Origin of the sequence: Acetobacter sacchari, assembly GCF_017377715.1 — a bacterium.
GTDB classification, from domain to species: Bacteria; Pseudomonadota; Alphaproteobacteria; order Acetobacterales; family Acetobacteraceae; genus Acetobacter; species Acetobacter sacchari.
In genome coordinates this window covers 53,323-72,951 of record NZ_JAFVMF010000019.1, presented here as the reverse complement: position 1 = coordinate 72,951, position 19,629 = coordinate 53,323, and the positions used below count along the sequence as shown (strand labels likewise).

The following is a 19,629-nucleotide window of genomic DNA, read 5'->3' as shown; positions in this document are numbered from 1 at the left end:
CGCGGATCCGCGAACGCCGATTATGTCGCCGCACCCCGTTCGAGAATTTCGACGGTGTCGCCTTTTCGAATAGTTCCAGTTTTTTCAACAAGAAAATTCTGACCAAACATAATGCCCTCGGGCGTCCGGCGAAATCCGGCGAGCGTCTTCAGCGGTTGTCCCGGAACAACGATGGAGCCGCTTTCCTGATCAATCGTCGTGACGACGCAGCGGGAACAGGGCTTCACCAAAGCCAATTCGACCTGCCCTATCCTTATGCGTGTCCACTCGTCCTCCGCCCAGGCCGACGCGCCCTCCACAACGACGTTCGGGCGAAAACGCGTCATCGGCACGGCGCGGTCCAGACGAGCATTCAGATCGTTCAGCGAAGCCTCCGTGCAGAGCAGGCCGGGGAAGGCATCGGCGAAGGAGACGTGAAACTCTTGCCCGTCGTGTTCTCCGGGCCGCGCGCTCTCCGGCGCATCCATGTAAACCAGTCGCGACGGCCGCCCCAACGCGGCTTCAAGCCACGCAGCAGCTTCGTCGCCCACGTCATTTCCTGTCACGTCACTGCGCCAGACGCGCACGCGCCTCGCGCCGCCCGACGGGCACGAAATCGTCAAAGACACGTCGCCGTCACGTTGAAGCGTCAATCCGTCTGGCGTCGGCGTCACGGAAATTCGCGCCATCGCGGCGTCGGTTCTCTGGGTAATGAAGACGCCTTCAACGTCAACCACGACCCATCGGCGGTCGCCACGCGGCCCCCAGGGATCCATGTCCACTTGAGTCGGCGACAAGCCGCGCAGGCTTTTCACCGGATAAATATGAAGGGACGAAACTTTCACTGACGATCCAAATTCCCTATACCCGGGTGACGCTCTTGCCTGCGTGCAGTCGAACAGCAGAGCTTCGCCCGGCAGTCTGTATTCTATTGTCTGGCTCAGGCAACCCCTTACCGGCCAAGGAACTAAGCCCGATGCCACATTCCGGCTCCCGCCTGCTCGATCGCTTTCTTCGTTATGTCGCGATCCCGAGCCAGAGTTCCGCGCAGGCCACAGTGGTTCCGTCTTCCGACGGACAATGGACGCTGGCGTCGCTCCTCCGCGACGAACTGAACGAACTTGGCCTGAAAGATGTCCATCTCGATGAGCATTGCGTGCTCACAGCGCACCTCCCGGCGAACGGCCCTGCCACCGCGCCGCGTATCGGGTTCTGTGCGCATCTCGATACTGTAGACGTAGGTTTGTCGCCAGAAATTCACCCGCAAATCCTGCGTTACGATGGGCAGGACATCTGCCTGAACCCGGAACGCGACATATGGCTGCTGGCGGACGAGCATCCGGAACTCACGCCCCATATCGGACAGGACGTCGTCTTCACCGACGGGACGAGCGTTCTTGGCGCGGACAACAAGGCGGCTGTCGCGATCGTCATGGACATGCTCGAAACCGTCATCGCGAGCGGAACGCCGCATGGAGACGTGTTCGTCGCGTTCGTCCCCGACGAAGAGATCGGCCTGCGCGGCGCAAAAATCATGAACCTGGAGCGTTTTCCGGCGGAGTTCGCCTATACGGTGGACGCGTGCGCATCCGGAGAATTTGTTTACGAAACATTCAATGCAGCACAGGCCAAGATCACGATAGATGGAGTAACAGCCCATCCGATGGCGGCGAAGGGCGTTCTCGTCAATCCTATACTGGTGGCGACTGACCTGATCGCACGGTTCGATCCGCACGATACGCCAGAACATACCGAAGGGCGGGAAGGTTATTGCTGGGTGAATGGATTTTCAGGGGATCAGGCGACCGCGCGCCTTTCCGTCTCGATCCGTGATTTCGACCGGACGAATTTCGAAAAGCGAAAAGCGGACCTGCAGAAGAAAGTTGCCGCAACTCTCACCGCATTTCCGCGAGCCGCAATTTCCTGCGTGATCGCTGACGTTTACTCCAATATCGCGTCGGCGATGGGTAATGATCGCCGCAGCATTGCGTTGCTGGAGGAAGCGTTCGCCGCTTGCGGGATCACGCCAAATGTCATTCCCATGAGGGGCGGGACGGACGGCTCCGCCCTGTCGGCGCGTGGAATACCAACGCCGAACTATTTCACCGGCGGCCTGAACTTTCACTCCATTTACGAATGCCTCCCGCTTCCAGCCTTCGCTCAGGCAAGCGAGGTGACGCTGCGTCTGGTGACGCTGGCGGCGCAGGCCTGAATTGCGGCATGCGCGTGCTTTGTGTCAGAAAGGGAAATTGTCAGATCAATCCGCATGACATGATTTGTTAAAATATGCCTCAATCGTAACCTTTAGATATCTCGTTTGTGACGTCGACACCCCGCCTTTAAAGCCTGACGCGCTTTCCCAGCGTCAGGAATAATTTTCCGGAATGTCGATTTTCTTTTCATCTCAAAGAACTTTCCTCGCAGCGTCTCTTGCCTTTGGATGTAACGCCGCGTGGGCAGAGGGCGTGGCGTCGGTTTCTTCAGCCCACGCCAAACATGACAGCCGGAAAGTCGTTCACACGACGCAGGCGGCCCGAACGACGACGCGTAGCACGAAAACGCCAGTGCGCTCCGGTGTGCCCGCCGCTCCCAAAACTTTACCTTCCCAAGAGTCTGAACAGATGATCGTCACCGGCACGCGTGACTCTCATCGCACAGCCAGAAGCAGCGCCAGCCCGATCGACATCATCACCGGCGCGGAACTGGCGCGGACCGGGGCGCTCAATATTGCAGACGCCCTGGCGCGTACTGACCCGTCGATCAACAGCAGTTTGCTCGCCGGTTCCGGGCAGGTCGCCGGAATACGTATGAGGGGGCTGACTCCCAATGAAGTTCTGGTTCTTGTCGATGGCAAGAGACGACACACGACAGGCGTAGTCGCTACCTATTCAGGCCCCGAGCATGGCACGACGCCGGTGGACCTGAACGCGATTCCTCTTTCGGCGATCGATCATATTGAAGTTCTGCGAGACGGCGCGGCCGCCATGTACGGATCGGACGCCATCGCCGGAGTGGTCAATATCATCCTCAAAAAGACGGATCATGGGCTCAACACATCGTTCCAAAGCGGCGCTCATCCATTCAATTATCTCTATGGCTCGCCTGGCTGGGATTATCAGCTTAACGCCGACGGCGGCCTGAAGCTGGGAACTGACGGTTATTTGCATCTTAGCGGGCAGGTTTATCACGCCGACCATTTCGTGACGGGCACGCATTATCGCCCGGAGGACTACAATTTCGCCACACCGGAAGAGACACGTGAGTCCCTCGCGATAGAACTGGGTAAAAATATAACAGAAAACGTGAAATTCTACGCCAACGTCACCTATATGCACCGGCATATTCAGCTCTACGAAACGAACCGACTGCCCAGTATACTGCCCAGCGTTTACCCGTGGGGATTCAACCCTTCCAGTGTAAACGAGGAGAATGACTACGCCGCCACACTTGGCCTCACTGGCGATCATTTCCTCGGCGGTTTTCATTGGGACTTGAACACGACGTACGGCGCGGACGAAAGTCGGCTGTCGACCATCAATTCCGCCAACACCTCCTATTACGCGGCTTATGGCTGGACACCCACCAAGGGGTTCGCAGAGTCATACAGAAACGCGCAATGGACCAATAATCTCGATCTGAGTCGGGGCTTTGTGGTTCTCGGGCGGCCTCTGAAGCTGGCCTTCGGTGCGGAACATCGCCTTGAGACGTATGACATCGTATCTGGCAACGCACCCACGTACCTTCTCGGAGGATTGCAGGGAGCGCCTGGACTCACACCGCAATCGGCAGGCTCATGGAGCCGTGATATCTGGGCCGGATACGCCGATGTCGGAATTTCTCCTGTCAGGAAGCTCGATCTCGATTTCGCCGGACGGTTCGAACACTACACGGATTTCGGCAACGCCGAGAGTGGTAAAGTTTCCGCGCGATATGAGGTTTCAAAACGTCTGGCGTTCCGAGCCACGATCAGCAACGGATTTCGCGCACCCTCTTTGGCCGAGCAGCATTTCAGCAGCCTGAGCGTGACGCCGACCGGGGCCTCCGGAAGCCTCGCCGTCAATTCGGCAGCCGCCGAGCTGCTCGGGGCGACAAAGTTGAAACCTGAACGCTCCACCAATATCAGCGGCGGCGTTGTGTTTGAGCCCTTCCCGCGGCTGCACGTCACCGCCGACGCTTATCAGATCAGCATTCGCGACCGAATTCTCGGCGGAGGCAATTACAACGGCGCGTTGGCGGAAGAGGCTATTGGCCTCACCGGCATCGCGCTCCCACCGGGGCTGGATCCAAGTAATGTCACCGCCAATTACTTTTCGAACGCGGCAAGCACACGAACCCAAGGCGTCGACATCAACGCCGACTATGTGACTCGCTTCGGACGCTATGGCGTAGTCGACTGGACGGTCGGCATCGACCTTAACAGAACACGCCTGCACCACCTGTCGAACGATGCGAACGGGACGCCGTTGCTGAATGCGCAGGCGATCGGCTGGATCACCACAGCAACGCCCCGCAGCAAGATCATTCTGAATGCACGATGGACTATCGGGGCGTGGGACGTGAACGTGCGCCAGACACGTTACGGGCAGACGACGGGAAATCTCACGTATCAGGTCGCCGCACCTGCAGCGCTTCGTTACTCGATCCAGCAATTTGCGCAGTTCGAAAATTCCCCGCGCTGGATGACGGATCTCGAGGTCACGAGGCGCTTTATGTCGGACCGGCTGAGGGCGACGATCGGCGTAAACAATCTCTTCAATGTAAGGCCACGAAAACTGCCTCTCATTCTGAGATACAATGGAAACTCCATTTACGACACGTCATCATCCGGAATTCCGATCACCGGGTCCTACTGGTACGGGCGAGTGGGATACTCATTCTGATGACCGAGGAACAAAGGGCCACGTCGATGTCGGATATGCCCGTGACAAAGCGACGCTCCTTCCTTTCTGGCGCAACCGCTCTGGCGCTGACCGGGACATGCTCCCCACGCGCGCGAGCTGCGTCTGGTCAGGAACTGACTGTGAGCTACCAACAGTCATCCATACTGTTTCAAGTCGCGCGCGCAAACAATCTGATCAACCCGCGGCTTGAGAAAATCGGCTTCAGTCCAGTGTGGAGCATATTGAGCACCTCAGCCGCCCAGATCGGGCAGGTCGATTACGTCAGTGACGTCGCGGAAGCCGTGCCCGTCGTCGTTCTGCCGCTGTTCCCGTCGTTGGCCATCTACGCGGTCGAGGGGCCGAGCCCGAGCGCGCTTGGCATTGTCGCGAGAAAAGACCGAGGAATCACCAGTTTCTCTGACCTGAGAGGACGTCGCGTAGCGGTAGGGAAGACCGGAAGCGCATTCGATTTTCTTGTTCAAGCTCTTGCGTCCGTCAATCTTAAACTGTCGGACATTCACCCAATTTATGTGCCCGAGTCGGCGTGTCTCCAGGCATTTCGAACTGGCGCCATCGACGCCTGGGCGACCTTTGATCCGTTCTTCAGTTTCGCGACGGCGCTGCCAGAGGCGCATCTTCTGGGCGACGGTTCTGCCGTCAAAATGCGTTACAATCGCTACTATCTGGCTGATTCCGCCTTTGTACAGGCGCATCCAGAGACCGTTACGACATTCCGCTCCGTCCTGAACGATGCAGCGACGTGGGTCCGCGACAACAAGAGCGCGGCGGCGTCTCTTCTGTCCCGGCAATGGGAGAATATGTCGATCGATACCGTCACATCCGTTTTGCAGCACAGAACTTTTTCAGTTCGCAACCCGGATGCAAGCGATCTCGATACGCTTCAGGCGATCAATGACCGCTACGCCGCGCAGGGGCTGGTCCCACCGGGACGCGATTTCAAGGCCACAAAAATCATTGCATAGGAAAATCCGACAATGAGCAAAAGACAACTGAAGCTCGGCCTTGTCCCAACGGGCGTCGGCGGACCAGGAAACTACAACCGGTGGCTGGATCCCGAAATTCCGGCCACCGCAAGCGTTGACATCAACTGGTTCGCGGACATTGCACGGCAGGCCGAAGACGCAAAATTCGACTGGCTTTTTATCGTGGACAGTCAGTTCATCACACCGAATTCACCACCCCATTATCTCAGCCGACTTGAACCGCTGACACTGCTCTCGGCTCTGGCGATGGTCACGCGCCATATCGGCCTCGTTGGAACCCTGAGCACGTCCTACAATGATCCGTTCAACATCGCCCGCCGTCTCGCCTCCCTCGACTTGATCAGCGGCGGCCGAGCAGGTTGGAACGTCGTGACAACCGGTGACGCCGGAACCGCAAGCAATTTCAGCCGCGAAGAGCACTTCGACTATGAAGAACGGCACAGCCGCGCCGAGGAGGCTATCGAGGTCGCGAGAGGTTTATGGCGTTCGTATGAGGATGGCGCGCTTCCGCGCGACAGGGAAAGGAAGCTCTTTCTCGACCCGTCGAAGCTGCATTCCCTGAACCACAAGGGGCGACACTTCAGCGTCGCCGGACCGCTGAATATCGAACGGTCGCCGCAAGGCGAACCAATCATTTTTCAGGCAGGCGACTCAAATCCCGGCCGTGACCTTGGCGCGCGCTTCGCTGACGCGGTGTTCACTCACGGTTCCACCCTTGAGGCAACGCGGGCGTTTCGCGACGACATGCGTAAACGCGCCGCATCGTTCGGTCGTGCCCCTGACAATGTGCTGATCTCCCCCGGTATCAAGTTTGTAATCGGCGACACAGATACAGACGCAGTTGAACTGGAGCGGCATTACGCCGAACATGATCACAGCTTCGATTGGGCCTTAAGGGAATTTGGCCGACTTTTTGGCTGGCATGATTTTACCATATACGACCTGGACGCCCCCTTCCCCGCAGAAGTCCTGAAACTAGCGGAAAAGAGCTGGTATACGGCGGCGAAGGCGATCACTGAGCGCGCAGTGGCGGAAAAACTGTCGCTCCGGCAGGTCGTGGAAGCCACCCAAAATCGCGGGCGCGTCGCCTCGGTTGGCCGGGGCAAACCGTTTGTTGGTTCACCTGTAACTGTTGCAAACAGCATTGCTGAGTGGTTCGAGAATGGCGCGTTGGATGGCCTTAATATCTACCTTGAGCATCCAGCCCAGTTCAGACGTTTCGTCGCCGAGGTTTTGCCGATCCTGCGTGAGAAGGGAGTCGTCAGAACGGAATATGAAGGCACGACTTTGCGAGAAAATCTCGGTTTGTCGCACGGCTGACGCATAAGGGACGTCGAACTCAGTGGCGTAGGCGTCTAACACTGCGGAACAGCGTTCCCAGACGCCATTCTTGAGAAAATTTCGAGAGCCCGCCGCCCATTAAGGTCAGCGCCGCCATCAGGCGGCGCTGGAGTCCGCTTCAGCCCTTGAGCAGAGACAACAACGTCCTGCCCATCTCGGCCGGACTGGGCGCAATATGAATGCCCGCTACGCGCATGGCCTCGATCTTCGCCTCGGCCGTTTCCTCGCCACCAGAAATGACGGCGCCAGCATGTCCCATGCGCCGACCGGGCGGCGCCGTGATGCCCGCGACAAGACCCACGACCGGCTTTTTCGTCCGACTGTCGCGCAGGAACTGCGCCGCTTCGATTTCGGAAACGCCGCCGATTTCCCCGATAATGATCATGGAATCGGTTTCAGGGTCGGCGACAAAGCGTTCGAGAACGTCGATGAAATCCATGCCCTTGATTGGATCGCCACCGATGCCCACGCATGTGCTTTGTCCGAGCCCAAGATCGGAGGTCTGAGCAACCGCTTCATAAGTCAGAGTCCCGGACCGCGAGACAATGCCGACGCCGCCGCGCCGATGAATCTGTCCTGGCATGATACCGATCTTGCAGGCGTCGGGCGTGATCACGCCGGGACAGTTCGGCCCCACCAGCAGGCTTTTTGAACGATCGAGCGCCACCCGAACGCGCAGCATGTCCTGCACAGGAATGCCTTCGGTGATGCATATGATCAACGGAGTTTCGGCGGCGATCGCCTCAATAATGGCGTCGGCCGCGCCAGGCGGCGGAACGTAAATGACCGTGGCGTCGGCATGCGTCGCGGCGCGCGCCTGCTCCATCGTGTCGAATACCGGAAGGCCTAGATGCGTATCTCCGCCGCGGCCCGGCGTCACGCCGCCAACGACCTTCGTGCCATAGGCGATCGCCTGCTCGGAATGAAACGTTCCGTGCGCGCCAGTGAACCCCTGCACAAGAACTTTTGTCTCTTTATCAACGAGAATAGACATCAGGCTGCCCTCCGGCTGCGGACGGCGGCCACAATCTTCCGGGCAGCGTCCCCCAGATCCTCAGCGACGATCGCGTCGAGACCGGATTCTTCGATCATCTTCAACCCCTCCTCGACCTTCGTGCCGGCCAGACGCACGACAAGCGGCGTTTTCAGGCCGACCTCCCGGCAAGCGGAAATGACAGCCTCCGCAATGATGTCGCAGCGCATGATGCCGCCAAAAATATTGACCAGAACGCCTTCGACGCTCGGATCGCCCAGCAGAATGCGGAACGCGGCGCCCACGCGCTCGCGCGAGGCGCCGCCGCCCACGTCCAGAAAATTGGCGGGAGATTCGCCTTCGGAATGGATGATGTCCATCGTCGCCATGGCAAGGCCCGCGCCGTTGACCATGCATCCGATCGTGCCTTCCAGACCCACGTATGAAAGACCAAACCGCGCAGCCTCCCGCTCGCGAGGATCTTCTTCATTCGGATCGCGGAGTTCTTCGATCTCCTTGTGACGGAACAGGCCGTTGTCGTCGAAACCCATCTTGGCGTCGAGCGCGAGCAGCGTTCCCTCTTTTGTGACGACAAGCGGATTGATCTCGACCAATGCGGCGTCGAGCGTGGTGAACGCCGTGTATGCCGCCCGCATGACCTGCACGAACTCGCGAATCAGCTGCCCCGTGAGACCGATTTTCACCGCAATGTCGCGGGATTGGTAATCGCTGAGACCAAGCGCGGGATCCACGGGAACCTTGTAAATGCGTTCGGGCGTTTTCTCCGCCACATCCTCAATGCTCATGCCGCCGGCGTCAGATGCGACGACAGTGATGCGTCGCGCCACGCGATCTATGAGAAGCGACAGATAAAGCTCGCGGTCGATTGCGCAGCCTGCCTCGACATACAGACGACGAACAACGCGTCCGGCAGGACCGGTCTGTCGGGTGACGAGCGTGCGGTCGAGCATATCGTAAGCTGCGGCTTTCGCCTCCTCCGGGGTTTTCACCAAGCGGACGCCACCGCCGGAAGACTCCCCCAGAAAATGTCCGGCGCCGCGACCGCCTGCATGGATTTGCGCCTTAACGACGAAGACGCTCCCCGGAAGCGTCTTGGCCGCATCTCGCGCTTCCCCCGGCGAATGCACGACCACTCCCGGCGGTACGTTCATCCCGTAACGTTTAAGAAGAGCCTTAGCCTGATACTCATGAATGTTCATTGCTTCATCCTGAGTCCCACCCGTTCGCGGGGGGATGTCTTGTGGCCGTTATGCGGACTCCGCGTGTCCCCAGTTATCGTGGTTCAAACCTCGCCCGCCCCGGCTGTTGTTTATTTTCGCTCCGGCTTTGTAGCAAACGTTTGATTGGGAAATGCGTTCAACCCGCTCACCCGTTCCTAGCAACGAGTGTTCGACGCCAAAGGCTATCTGTCAAAACACGTTCTTCGTATCAACGGCGTCTCATACGCAAACGCCTTAGCGTCAGAGAACTGCTCCTACGTCCTTGCACACAGGAACGTCGCCGCTCGACTACACCGAGCGTCAGCGGCATAACCGTCGCCGGAACCATAACCAGCCGGTCTAGCCGGCCAGAAGAGGCCGGCTCCGGCTGGAACGCAGCATGTCCGTCGCAATAGATCGCCGTCTTGAAGCCGCTCGCGCAGTGGTCGAGGACGCCTCTCGCTTGGCCATCGCAATGCGCCCGCCGTCCGGCGGTCCCAGCGGCAGTCAAAAATCCGCTCAGGACTGGCTGACCGAAGCGGACGGCGCCGTCGAAGCATTCGTCGCTCGCCGTATGCAGGAACTGTTCCCTGAAGACGGGTTTCAAGGCGAGGAAGGTGGCAGCGTCAGGCAAGGAAGCTTGCGGTGGGTGATTGACCCCATCGACGGCACGTCGAATTTTGCGCGCGGTCGCAATCGCTGGTGCGTGTCGCTTGGGCTGCTGGACGGCGATTGCCCGGTGGCGGGAGTGATCAACGCCCCCGCGCTGGGCGAGATCTACACCGCGCGACTGGGCGGCGGCGCGTTCATGAACGGGAAGCCCATTCATGCTTCCCCCGTCACCGACACGCGCAGTGCGATGATCGAGATGGGATGGAGCAATCGCGTTCCAAAGCCAGTTTTCATGGAGAAAATCGGTGCGATTCTCGATCTCGGCGCGATGCCGCGTTCGGGCGGGTCCGGAGCGCTCGCGCTGGCTGACGTCGCATGCGGGCGCCTGGACGGCTATATCGAGATTGTCATCAACCTGTGGGACGTCGCCGCCGCGCTGATCATCCTTGAGGAAGCGGGCGCCCGCGTCTCGCCGTTCCTGCGGGAAGGCGGCTTGACAGGTGGGGCCACGATTCTCGCTGCAGCTCCGGGCGTGGCTGAAGCCCTGTCGCAGGCGACAGGAATTGCCCTCGCCTGAGCATCAGGCGTTCATTCGGGTTTTCTGAACGCCAGCACTTTTGTGATCTGGCGTTGGCGCGGCTCCCCTTCCTGCCCAAGCGTCAATGTTTCGACAGTCACCACCCCCTGCTCAGGGCGAGATCGAGAGGGCGCAATCTCCAGGACACGGCACTCCACGCGCAGCCTGTCGCCCGGATACGTCGGACGCGGCCACTGGATGTCGGTCGAAAGACCGATCAACCCTTTGTAAAATGGAAGGGTTTCAACCAGAAGACGCATGGTGATAGCAGCGGTGTGCCATCCACTTGCGGCGAGTTTACCGAACATCGAGGCTTTGGCGGCTTCGTGGTCGATATGGAAAGGCTGCGGATCGAACTGCTGCGCAAAGGCTATAATCTGATTTGCGTCCATTTCGTATTCGCCGCTTCGAAACAGATCGCCCGTCTTGAGATCGTCAAGATACCATGGCCCCGAGGCGTTACTTGGCGACATGAGAATTTCCTCGCTTCAGAGGTGAGCAGATCACGATCAACAACCACCCGTACGCGTCACTGTAGCGGCGGATCTTTCACAGGCTCCGGCTCTTCCGGCTCTTCGTGCGCCGGAGGTTCGTCCAATGCAGGCGGCGGGACAGGCGGGGTGCGCCCGGGATGCGGAATTTCGGGACCGGTAGGTATCCCGCCCGACGACATGATGCCTGATCGCGTCATTCAAAAAACTCCCCTCATTGGGAGACCATTTTAGTAACCCAACGGCGTGCGCCGCGACGAGAGGCGCGATCCGCCTCCCTCCCCATGCCAGCGATGTGACTTTGGCGGTTCACAACGAAGGCACCCTGATGCGGACGCAATCATGTCACGCGGCGTCGACGGTGAAGGAATTCAGCAACGACTGCTGAATGTTTTCAAGGTCAGAAAGCGTAGCCGAAATCGCCGCACTCATGGCGTTGAGATCGCGCATCTTTTTCTGAATTTGCTTCAGAAGCAGCATTTTCTGCGCGCTGTGCTTGGGGTCCGCGTCGTACAGGTCAAGATACTGCTTGATGTCACGTAGAGTGAAACCAAGCTGCTTACCGCGAATGATCAGCTTCATCCGAGCCCGGTCACGGATTGAATACACGCGCGTCGTGCCCACGCGGGACGGCGAGATCAGGCCCTTGTCCTCGTAAAAACGCATGGAGCGTGGTGTAATCGCCAGTTCACGAGAAAGTTCGCTCACAGAATATAGCCGATTTTCTTTCGGGTCTTCCGCATCGACGCTCATATTGCTCTGTCCCTTTCGTCTTGCTGTCGCACCGTGGGCGACAGGAGCCTCTTCTGTACCAAGAGTGTCGGCCATGACGCCGTATCGTTGCAAACTCGATGCGGTTTGGCGGGCTGCATTCCCGGCTCCCGCCAGAGTCGGGCGTAATGAACTGGAGAAGTCAGCCTCTCTGGCCTACCCCTCAGATCACTACGCATTCGTCGACATCGGCGCCTTCAAAAACCCCCTCAACGCCTTTCCGGCGTCAATTCCATCAGGCTTCGGCGAACCTCGTTTGAACACCCCGCTCGCTCGCACGACCGGAGCCCCGTTCACACGCGCCAGTCCCTGAACGAAAACGGCGTTGCGCGTCACGCGCAGAACCTCCGCCCGGATTTCGACCCAGTCGTTCAATTCCGACGGCGCGAGATAGTCGACGGTCAGAGACATAGTCGGCAATATCGCGAGCTGGAAGTCATTCCGGTACATCGCAGCCAGCGCAAGGTAACCGTCGCACACAGTCGCCAGCATACCGCCGTGACAGATTTTCGCGTGGTTGCAGTGGCGGGCCTCCACCCGAAAACCCGCGACGAGATGACCATCATCGTCCTTGATCGCGAATCCGCCGGTAAGAGCATCGAAACCATCAGGATTCAGGATTGGAATAGGAACGAACCCGGCGGGAAGCTCTGTGTGTTTGTTGTCCTGTGTCGTCATCAGGCAACTCCCTAAGATTGGTCTTCCGCAGCGTTCCCGGCGCTCGGTCAGATCGTCGCCGGGAACGTAGCACGCCCTGCAGTTAGAACAGGTCTTCAGGCAGCTCCATCAGCGACTTTTTGCCCGACTTGATCTTCAGATACAGCGCCGCGGACTCAGGCAGGATGCGATCATAAAAGAAGCGGGCCGAACTCAGTTTCGCCGTGTAGAAGGCTTTATCCGGCCCCTCCGCCGCTCCAAGTTTAGACACGGCGATCGTCACCGTGCGCGCCCAGAGGTAGGCAAGTGAAACAAGGCCCATCAGGCGCAGATAATCCGTCGCAGCAGCTCCTGCCTCCTCAGGATCGGCCATTCCTTTCTGAGCGACGTGCGCGGTCGAAAGCTGCAACGCGCCAAGCGCGCGTTCCAGGCCCTCGATCATCTTGGAGAACAGCGGATGTTCTTTGTGTTCGGCGACGAAGTCCGCGATCGGATGGAACAGGCCCCTGAGACTCCTGCCCATGTGCGCAGGCAGCTTGCGACCGACGAGATCGAGCGCCTGCACCCCGTTGGTTCCTTCGTAGATCATGGTGATCCGTGCGTCACGAGCGAACTGCTCGACGCCGTGATCATGGATGTAGCCATGACCGCCATAAGTCTGCACGGCGAGATTGGCGGATTCCGAGCCCATGTCAGTGAACATCGCCTTGACCACCGGCGTCAGCAACGCGACGAAGTCTTCGGCGTCTCGACGCTGGGCTTCGTCTTCCGTGTGCTCAGCGATATCCAGGGCGTTCGCCACCCAGGTCCCAAGCGCCCGGCACCCTTCCGCATTGACGCGCATGGTCATCAGCATCCGGCGAACGTCCGGATGGACGATGATCGGGTCTGCAGCGAGCTTCGGATACTTGGCGCCGGAAAGCGCGCGGCCCTGCAGGCGCTCCTTCGCATACGAAACTGCGCTCTGATAGGAAACTTCAGTGATGCCAAGACCTTGAATGCCGACGCCGAGACGTTCGGCGTTCATCATCGCGAACATGGCCTGCATGCCTTTGTGAGGCGCGCCTACCAGCCAACCTTTGGCTTCGTCAAAACTGATCTGGCAAGTCGCCGAGCCCTTGATGCCCATCTTGTGCTCGAGCGCGGTGCAGACGACGGGATTGCGTGCGCCCAGACTGCCGTCCTCATTGGGAAGAAATTTTGGAACGAGGAACAGGCTGATGCCCTTGATGCCTTCGGGCGCATCGGGAAGCCGCGCCAGCACCAAGTGAATGATGTTCTCGGTCAGGTCATGCTCACCTGCGGAGATGAATATCTTCGAGCCCGTGACCGCGTAGGAGTCGTCGCCCTGCGGGATGGCTTTTGTGCGCACAAGCCCAAGATCAGTGCCGCACTGCGCCTCGGTCAGGCACATGCTCGCCGACCAGGTGCCATCAATCATCTTCGGCAGGTAGAAGGATTTCAACTCCTCCGAGCCGTATTTGCGCAGCGCCGTCATCGCGCCCGCCGTCAGGCCCGGATAGAGACCAAACGACAGGTTGGTCGAGCAGATCATCTCGGAGATGAGCATGCCGACGCTTTCCGGCAGACCCTGCCCGCCGTATTCCGGCGGCGCGGAAACGGACGACCAGCCGCCGTCACAGAACTGCTTGTAGGCCTCCTTGAAACCCGTCGGCGTGTGCACCACGCCGTTTTCGAGCCTGCATCCCTCTGTATCGCCTACCGGATTGAGCGGCAGCAACACGCGGGTGGTGAATTTCGCCGCTTCTTCAAGCACCGTCTCGACCAGATCGGCGTCGACGCCGGAGAACGCCGGGATGCTGGTCAACTTGGAGAAATCATGAAGTTCGTTCAGCACAAACTTCATGTCGCGGAGGGGGGCGTTGTATGTTTGCATTTTCTTGTATCCCCGTCGCTCAGTTTCTCAAGGGCTTGCCGGTTTCGAGCATATGCTCGATGCGGTCCAGCGTGCCCGTGTTATGCAGCAGGCTCATGAAGCCCTTCCGCTCCAGCTCCAGCATTTGCTCTTCGGTGACGATCTCCGTCGTGTCGTGCTCGCCGCCCGTCAGAATGTTCGCAAGCTCGCCAGCTACGGTGATGTCATATGGCGTAGCCACGCCCTGGGAGGCCATGCCAGCGACCGCCATGTCGAACGCCGTGCGTCCCGCAGCGCCTGCGACGCGAAATTCGGGTTTCTCGGGCGCGACGTAACCATCGACCAGAGAAAGCGCCCGAGCCTTCGCGTCCGCCAGAACACGATCGCGATTCATCGTGACGCCGTCCGCCTTACGGAGAATATGCATACGTCTGGCTTCGGCGGCCGATTTCGAGACTCTCGCAACGGCGATCATCTCGAACGCGCCGCGAGGCGCCGGCATCGGCCCGCGAGGCGTTTTCGGGTCGGCCTGATTACGCAGGAGCATCTCCCCGCAACCGCCCCACCCGGGGATCAAGCCGACGCCGCATTCGACGAGGCCCGTATAGAGTTCGGCGTGCGCCTGAATCGCGTCGCAATGCAGAATGATCTCGCATCCACCGCCCAGCGCCAGGCCGGCTGGAGCGGCGACGACCGGGAAAGGCGCGTATTTCAACGCCTTGAGCGTGCTTTGCCCCTTGTCGATGAGTTTCTGGATTTCGCCCCATGCCGCCATGTTGACCGCGAAAAGCGCCAGTCCGAGGTTTGCGCCCGCCGAAAAATTGGAGGCGTCCGTATACAGAACCATCGCCTTGAAGTTGGTCTTCACATGGTCGATGGATTTCTCCAGAAGTCCCAGAACGCCGTCGTCAAACGTGTTCATCTTCGTGGTGATCTCGAAACATGCGACACCGTCGCCGATGTCCCACAACGACGCCGACTTGTTGGAAAGAACGGCCTTTCCTTTCTTGCGAATATCGGAAAGCAGCAGCACGCCCTCCGGTTTTTCAACCGGATGATATGCGCCATCAACACCAAAAGCCTGCGTGACGCCGTCACGCTCTTCGTAGAATTTTCCCGAACCGACGGCTTCAACAAGCGCTGGGACCGGGATATCCAACTGCTTGAGCAGCGCTGCGAACTTTGCCGGCCCGATCTGATCGATCAGGGCGAACGGTCCAACTTTCCAGTTGAAGCCCAGCGTCATGGCTGCGTCCACGCCAGCGATGTCGTCCGATATTTCCGGCACAAGCGAAGCGGCGTAGGCGAGGGTCTCCCCCATCACGACACGGGCGTATGCGCCAAACTTATCGGGAGAGGTCAGCAGATCCGCAGCGGTCTTCGCGGAAGGCGGAAGAGAGAACCGCTCCGAGCGCGCATATTCGCCGGTTTTGAGGTTGATGGATTCCTTCGTCTTTCCACCGCCTTCGCGGTTGATGCGGTAGAAACCGCCCTTCCCTTTCCGCCCGGTATAGCCGTCTGCGATCATTTTCGCGATCAGCGGCAGATCATCCGCCTTGCTGATATAGCGATCTCCGGCGGGAAGCGTAGCCTTCATGCTGGCGTTGATATGCGGCATCAGGTCAACGCCGACGAGGTCGATGAGACCAAAGACGCCGGTCTTCGGAATGCCGAACGGCCGTCCGATAATCGCATCGACCTGCTCGACGCTGACGCCCATTTCGATCGCGGCGCGGACCGCCACAAGCATCCAGAACGTGCCAATGCGGTTGGCGATGAAGCCGGGAGTGTCCTTCGCTTTTACAACGGTTTTACCGAGCTGCCGGTCGCAGAAATCGCCCAGCTTCTGGATATGGTCAGGGTTGGTCGCCTCCCCGCCGACGATCTCCAGAAGTCTCATGTAACGTGGAGGATTGAAGAAATGGGTGATCAGAAAGTCACGTTTGAAGCTTTCGGGCAGCCCCTCCGTCAGATCCTTCAATGGAATGGTCGATGTGTTGGAGCTAATTGGCGCGCCGGGCTTACGCACCGCCTCAAGCTTCCGGTACAGATCCTGCTTGAGGTCCACTCGTTCGATGATGGCTTCGACAATCCAGTCGCAGGATGCAACGGCCTCGATATCGTCTTCGACGTTACCTGGCTGGATCAGCTTCGCCGCCGACGGGTCCATGAACGGCGCCGGTTCGGTCTTGAGCATCTTTGCGATGGCGCCCTTCGCCAGGCTGCTGCGGTCATCGCCGACCGCGCGGTCCAGCAGCAACACCGGGACGCCTGCGTTGGCGACATGGGCCGCAATGCTCGCCCCCATGACCCCCGCACCGACCACGCAGACGCGTGAGAGGCCGGAAGCGTCGCCCAGAGTCGCCTCTGGTCTGTCAGTCGATTTGACGGTCTGGTTCATCAGATCCGCTCCATGATCGTGGCGATGCCCTGTCCACCGCCAATACACTGTGTCGCAAGAGCATACCGGGCGTTTTCACGCTGCAGCAGCTGCGCCGCCTTGCCGACGATGCGCGCGCCTGTCGCGCCGAGAGGATGACCCAGCGCAATGGCGCCGCCGTCGATGTTGATGATGTCTTCCTTGAGGCCAAGATCACGGATGCACGCCAGAGACTGACTGGCGAAGGCTTCGTTCAGCTCGACGACCCCCAGATCCTCAACGCTGATCCCTGCCCGCGCCAGAGCCTTGCGAGTCGCTTGAACCGGTCCAATGCCCATGATTTCGGGCTCGCAACCCGAAACGGCGATCGAACGGATCCGGGCCATCTTCTTCAGCCCCTTCTCGTCTGCATATTTTTCCGAGCACACCAGAACGGCGCTGGCGCCGTCGGTCAGCGGCGAGGAGGTGCCTGCCGTGACGGTGCCTTTCTGATCAAAGGCCAGCTTCAGCCCGGCGAGTCCCTCCGCGGTCGTGTCAGGACGCGGGCAACCGTCTTTGGAGACGGCCCCGTTGGGCGTCAGAATCGGCACGATCTCATCAGACAGGCGCCCGGCTTCTATAGCCTCGCGCGCTTTCTGCTGGCTGCGCAGGGCGAACGCCTCCTGCTGTTCGCGGCTTATTTCGTATTTTTTTGCGACATTCTCGGCGGTTATGCCCATGTCCATGTACACGCCGGGTCGACGTTTATAGAGCGCCGGATTGGGCATGGGGTTGTATCCGCCCATTGGGACACGGGTCATGCTTTCGACCCCGGCGCAGATGAACGCGTCACCAGCGCCCAGGCTAATTGCGCCCGCCGCATTATGTACGGATTGCATGGAGGATCCACAGAAGCGGTTGACCGTTACTCCTCCAACCGAGATCGGCAGGTCCGCGATCAGACCGACGATACGGCCCAGATTGATGCCCTGTTCACCTTCGGGAAACGCGCAGCCGAGTATGAGGTCTTCTATGTCGGCTGGCGTTACGCCCGTTCTTTCCAGCAGTCCTTGCACGACCTGCGCAGCAAGGTCGTCGGGGCGTGTCCGCGTGAGGTCACCCTTGCGCGCCAAATGGAACGGCGACCTCACATATCCTGCGATCACGACTGAATTCATGTCTGCGACTCCCTTGCGTCCGATGTCATCACGGCGTTGCGCTTATTGGTTAAGGTGATGACGTAAACGTCAACCTCAATACGCATAACACAAAGATCGGTTTTGAATATATGAAAAAAACAACGACACACGATTCGTTGACACCTTCATCAAAGCGCCAAATTCCGGGAATACTTCTCTTTTTAGTGAATAACAGATGTTCGTTTGAACGACATTGCGGGGTTGCGCGTTGTGTGAATGGAGACCATAGTGATTCCGCAAACGTCACCCAACAGAAGGTGAAAATTCGCTCCAGGCGCATCGAAAAAAGAAGCGCCCGGAGGGAGGGGCAAAAAAAGATGAAACATCTAACTACAACGGCGGCGGCGGGCGCTGCGGTGACATTGATACTGGTGTCCCCGACTCCGACTTACGCCTCGGGCCTGGCGCTCAGAGAGACCGACGCGATTTCCTTGGGAAACGCTTATGTGGGCGGAGTAAGCCGCGCATCCGATGGCGCCACCGTGGTGCTTAACCCGGCGGGCATGTCTCTGCTGGAGTCGAGCGAACTGTATGGAAACGTGTTTTACGTCGGCCCGTCCGCCCGGTTTTCCGGTCAGAACTATCTGGCCCCGGGAGTGAAAACCTCCGGTAATCAGGGAGGAAAAAACATCAATAGCGCCGCGACGGCGTCCAGCTTCGGCGTTTGGAAAATCAACAACAAGCTCGCGGTGGGATACGGTTTCACAGCCCCCTATGGCCTGCGTATGGATTACCCACAGAACTGGGTAGGTCGTTACCAGAGTTTGGTGACGACAATCACGGATTACGAGTTGTCTCTGGCGGCTTCTTATCGTGTAACCAAAAAGCTCTCGATTGGGCTTGGTCCGCGCGTTGATTTTCTGAGCGGACGTTTTACGCAGGCGGCCAATCTGGGAGCGTTGAATCAGTACGGAACCACTACCGCCGATCTTTCGGGAAACGGCTTCGGTTTCGGGTATAGCGCTGGCCTGATATACAAGTTCGATGACAGAACACAGATAGGAATAACCTACCGTTCACGCGTTTCGATCCCCGTAGCTATCAAGACAAAATTCGCGCCGCCGTGGTCTCTTGCCGCCAATCCCTTTGTGCAGGGATTGCTGGTGGCGGAAAGCGGGCATGGCAAGCTGCAGGTGACTTTACCAGACTCAGTCGGGTTTGGTTTCACACATCGCGTCACGCCGAAATTAACAGTCATGATGCAGGGTGAATGGACGCACTGGTCGCTACTGCAGCAATTGAATGCAATTTCCGATCATGGCGGATTGAACACGACCATTCCGATTAACTGGCGCAATACATGGTTCGGCGGCGTCGCCGTCAATTACGCCCTCCGTAAAAACATAATTCTGCGGTCTGGTTTCAGTTATGATCAGTCGCCCGTGAATGCGAAAAATCGCCAGACCCGGACGCCTGACTCCAATCGCTTCAATCTGTCAGCCGGCATCGAATACAGCCCTATCAAAATGGTGTCGCTGGATCTGTCGTACGCTCATCTGTTCGCTCCAGGCGGCTCCATCAACAACGACGCCGGAAATAACGCCGGTCAATTGGTCGGCAATTACTCCACCCACGCCAACGTCGTCGGCTTTGGCATGAGAACGCATTTTTAAAAAACCGATCCGTCAATATCGGACGGCCCCCTGATTGGGGCGGGTTTCGACCGCCTGAAGACAATGTCCGACCTGAC

General features: G+C 58.9%; 16 protein-coding genes. 6 read left to right on the top strand and 10 right to left on the bottom strand.

Annotated elements, in window-relative coordinates:
* Positions 1-20: 20 nt before the first annotated feature.
* Positions 21-824, bottom strand: coding sequence for an MOSC domain-containing protein (locus J2D73_RS15970; protein WP_341535109.1), 804 nt, complete (start codon positions 822-824; stop codon positions 21-23).
* A gap of 131 nt (positions 825-955) precedes the next feature.
* Between J2D73_RS15970 and pepT the strand changes: the two genes are divergently transcribed.
* From pepT to J2D73_RS15950, 4 genes are all read left to right on the top strand, one after another.
* Positions 956-2,191: a peptidase T gene (pepT, locus tag J2D73_RS15965; protein WP_207882843.1), complete on the top strand. Its 1,236-nt coding sequence runs from the start codon at positions 956-958 to the stop codon at positions 2,189-2,191.
* Positions 2,192-2,363: 172 nt separating this feature from the next.
* The gene (locus tag J2D73_RS15960; RefSeq protein ID WP_243430016.1) at positions 2,364-4,859 is read left to right on the top strand and encodes a TonB-dependent receptor plug domain-containing protein; all 2,496 of its coding nucleotides are present in this window, start codon (positions 2,364-2,366) and stop codon (positions 4,857-4,859) included.
* Positions 4,859-5,842, top strand: coding sequence for an ABC transporter substrate-binding protein (locus J2D73_RS15955; protein ID WP_207882841.1), 984 nt, complete (start codon positions 4,859-4,861; stop codon positions 5,840-5,842). The genes J2D73_RS15960 and J2D73_RS15955 overlap by 1 nt, the downstream gene beginning before the upstream one ends.
* A 12-nt stretch (positions 5,843-5,854) precedes the next feature.
* Positions 5,855-7,183, top strand: a complete 1,329-nt coding sequence (locus J2D73_RS15950) for an NtaA/DmoA family FMN-dependent monooxygenase (RefSeq protein WP_207882839.1) — start codon at positions 5,855-5,857, stop codon at positions 7,181-7,183.
* 139 nt (positions 7,184-7,322) lie between these two features.
* Here the strand turns inward: J2D73_RS15950 and sucD are convergent, their stop codons facing one another.
* Both sucD and sucC read right to left on the bottom strand, forming a co-directional pair.
* A complete protein-coding gene (gene sucD, locus J2D73_RS15945) occupies positions 7,323-8,198 on the bottom strand; it encodes a succinate--CoA ligase subunit alpha (protein ID WP_207882837.1) in 876 nt (291 codons plus the stop codon).
* Positions 8,198-9,397: an ADP-forming succinate--CoA ligase subunit beta gene (gene sucC, locus J2D73_RS15940; protein WP_086644721.1), complete on the bottom strand. Its 1,200-nt coding sequence runs from the start codon at positions 9,395-9,397 to the stop codon at positions 8,198-8,200. The genes sucD and sucC overlap by 1 nt, the downstream gene beginning before the upstream one ends.
* A gap of 400 nt (positions 9,398-9,797) precedes the next feature.
* Here sucC and J2D73_RS15935 point away from each other — a divergent pair, with 400 nt between their 5' ends.
* Positions 9,798-10,586, top strand: a complete 789-nt coding sequence (locus J2D73_RS15935; RefSeq protein WP_207882835.1) for an inositol monophosphatase family protein — start codon at positions 9,798-9,800, stop codon at positions 10,584-10,586.
* A gap of 11 nt (positions 10,587-10,597) precedes the next feature.
* On the opposite strand, the gene J2D73_RS15930 is transcribed toward J2D73_RS15935, so the two are convergent.
* The 7 genes from J2D73_RS15930 to J2D73_RS15900 all read right to left on the bottom strand — a co-directional run bounded on the left by J2D73_RS15930 (position 10,598) and on the right by J2D73_RS15900 (position 17,918).
* On the bottom strand, positions 10,598-11,059 hold the full coding sequence (locus tag J2D73_RS15930; protein WP_207882833.1) for a MaoC family dehydratase: 462 nt from the start codon (positions 11,057-11,059) through the stop codon (positions 10,598-10,600).
* A gap of 56 nt (positions 11,060-11,115) precedes the next feature.
* Entirely contained in the window at positions 11,116-11,277 is a 162-nt protein-coding gene (locus J2D73_RS15925; protein ID WP_207882831.1) for a hypothetical protein, read from the bottom strand.
* A 145-nt stretch (positions 11,278-11,422) separates the two neighbouring features.
* On the bottom strand, positions 11,423-11,905 hold the full coding sequence (locus tag J2D73_RS15920; protein ID WP_243430015.1) for a MerR family transcriptional regulator: 483 nt from the start codon (positions 11,903-11,905) through the stop codon (positions 11,423-11,425).
* Between the two features lie 114 nt (positions 11,906-12,019).
* Positions 12,020-12,526 (bottom strand): PaaI family thioesterase, encoded by a 507-nt coding sequence (locus J2D73_RS15915; RefSeq protein WP_207882829.1) that lies wholly within the window; start codon positions 12,524-12,526, stop codon positions 12,020-12,022.
* Between the two features lie 82 nt (positions 12,527-12,608).
* A complete protein-coding gene (locus J2D73_RS15910) occupies positions 12,609-14,402 on the bottom strand; it encodes an acyl-CoA dehydrogenase C-terminal domain-containing protein (RefSeq protein ID WP_207882827.1) in 1,794 nt (597 codons plus the stop codon).
* A 19-nt stretch (positions 14,403-14,421) separates the two neighbouring features.
* Complete coding sequence (locus J2D73_RS15905; protein ID WP_207882825.1) at positions 14,422-16,782, bottom strand: 3-hydroxyacyl-CoA dehydrogenase/enoyl-CoA hydratase family protein; 2,361 nt, start codon at positions 16,780-16,782, stop codon at positions 14,422-14,424.
* Complete coding sequence (locus J2D73_RS15900; protein WP_207882823.1) at positions 16,782-17,918, bottom strand: thiolase family protein; 1,137 nt, start codon at positions 17,916-17,918, stop codon at positions 16,782-16,784. Before J2D73_RS15900 ends, J2D73_RS15905 begins: the two co-directional genes overlap by 1 nt.
* A 338-nt stretch (positions 17,919-18,256) precedes the next feature.
* Between J2D73_RS15900 and J2D73_RS15895 the strand changes: the two genes are divergently transcribed.
* Positions 18,257-19,552 (top strand): OmpP1/FadL family transporter, encoded by a 1,296-nt coding sequence (locus J2D73_RS15895; protein WP_207882821.1) that lies wholly within the window; start codon positions 18,257-18,259, stop codon positions 19,550-19,552.
* Positions 19,553-19,629 lie beyond the last annotated feature (77 nt).

Bases quoted from the DNA above. Each gene is read 5' to 3' on its own strand.
- pepT (WP_207882843.1), top strand. From the start codon at position 956: ATGCCACATTCCGGCTCCCGCCTGCTCGATCGCTTTCTTCGTTATGTC.
- J2D73_RS15960 (WP_243430016.1), top strand. From the start codon at position 2,364: ATGTCGATTTTCTTTTCATCTCAAAGAACTTTCCTCGCAGCGTCTCTT.
- J2D73_RS15955 (WP_207882841.1), top strand. From the start codon at position 4,859: ATGACCGAGGAACAAAGGGCCACGTCGATGTCGGATATGCCCGTGACA.
- J2D73_RS15950 (WP_207882839.1), top strand. From the start codon at position 5,855: ATGAGCAAAAGACAACTGAAGCTCGGCCTTGTCCCAACGGGCGTCGGC.
- sucD (WP_207882837.1), bottom strand. From the start codon at position 8,198: ATGTCTATTCTCGTTGATAAAGAGACAAAAGTTCTTGTGCAGGGGTTC.
- sucC (WP_086644721.1), bottom strand. From the start codon at position 9,397: ATGAACATTCATGAGTATCAGGCTAAGGCTCTTCTTAAACGTTACGGG.
- J2D73_RS15935 (WP_207882835.1), top strand. From the start codon at position 9,798: ATGTCCGTCGCAATAGATCGCCGTCTTGAAGCCGCTCGCGCAGTGGTC.
- J2D73_RS15930 (WP_207882833.1), bottom strand. From the start codon at position 11,059: ATGTCGCCAAGTAACGCCTCGGGGCCATGGTATCTTGACGATCTCAAG.
- J2D73_RS15925 (WP_207882831.1), bottom strand. From the start codon at position 11,277: ATGACGCGATCAGGCATCATGTCGTCGGGCGGGATACCTACCGGTCCC.
- J2D73_RS15920 (WP_243430015.1), bottom strand. From the start codon at position 11,905: ATGGCCGACACTCTTGGTACAGAAGAGGCTCCTGTCGCCCACGGTGCG.
- J2D73_RS15915 (WP_207882829.1), bottom strand. From the start codon at position 12,526: ATGACGACACAGGACAACAAACACACAGAGCTTCCCGCCGGGTTCGTT.
- J2D73_RS15910 (WP_207882827.1), bottom strand. From the start codon at position 14,402: ATGCAAACATACAACGCCCCCCTCCGCGACATGAAGTTTGTGCTGAAC.
- J2D73_RS15905 (WP_207882825.1), bottom strand. From the start codon at position 16,782: ATGAACCAGACCGTCAAATCGACTGACAGACCAGAGGCGACTCTGGGC.
- J2D73_RS15900 (WP_207882823.1), bottom strand. From the start codon at position 17,918: ATGAATTCAGTCGTGATCGCAGGATATGTGAGGTCGCCGTTCCATTTG.
- J2D73_RS15895 (WP_207882821.1), top strand. From the start codon at position 18,257: ATGAAACATCTAACTACAACGGCGGCGGCGGGCGCTGCGGTGACATTG.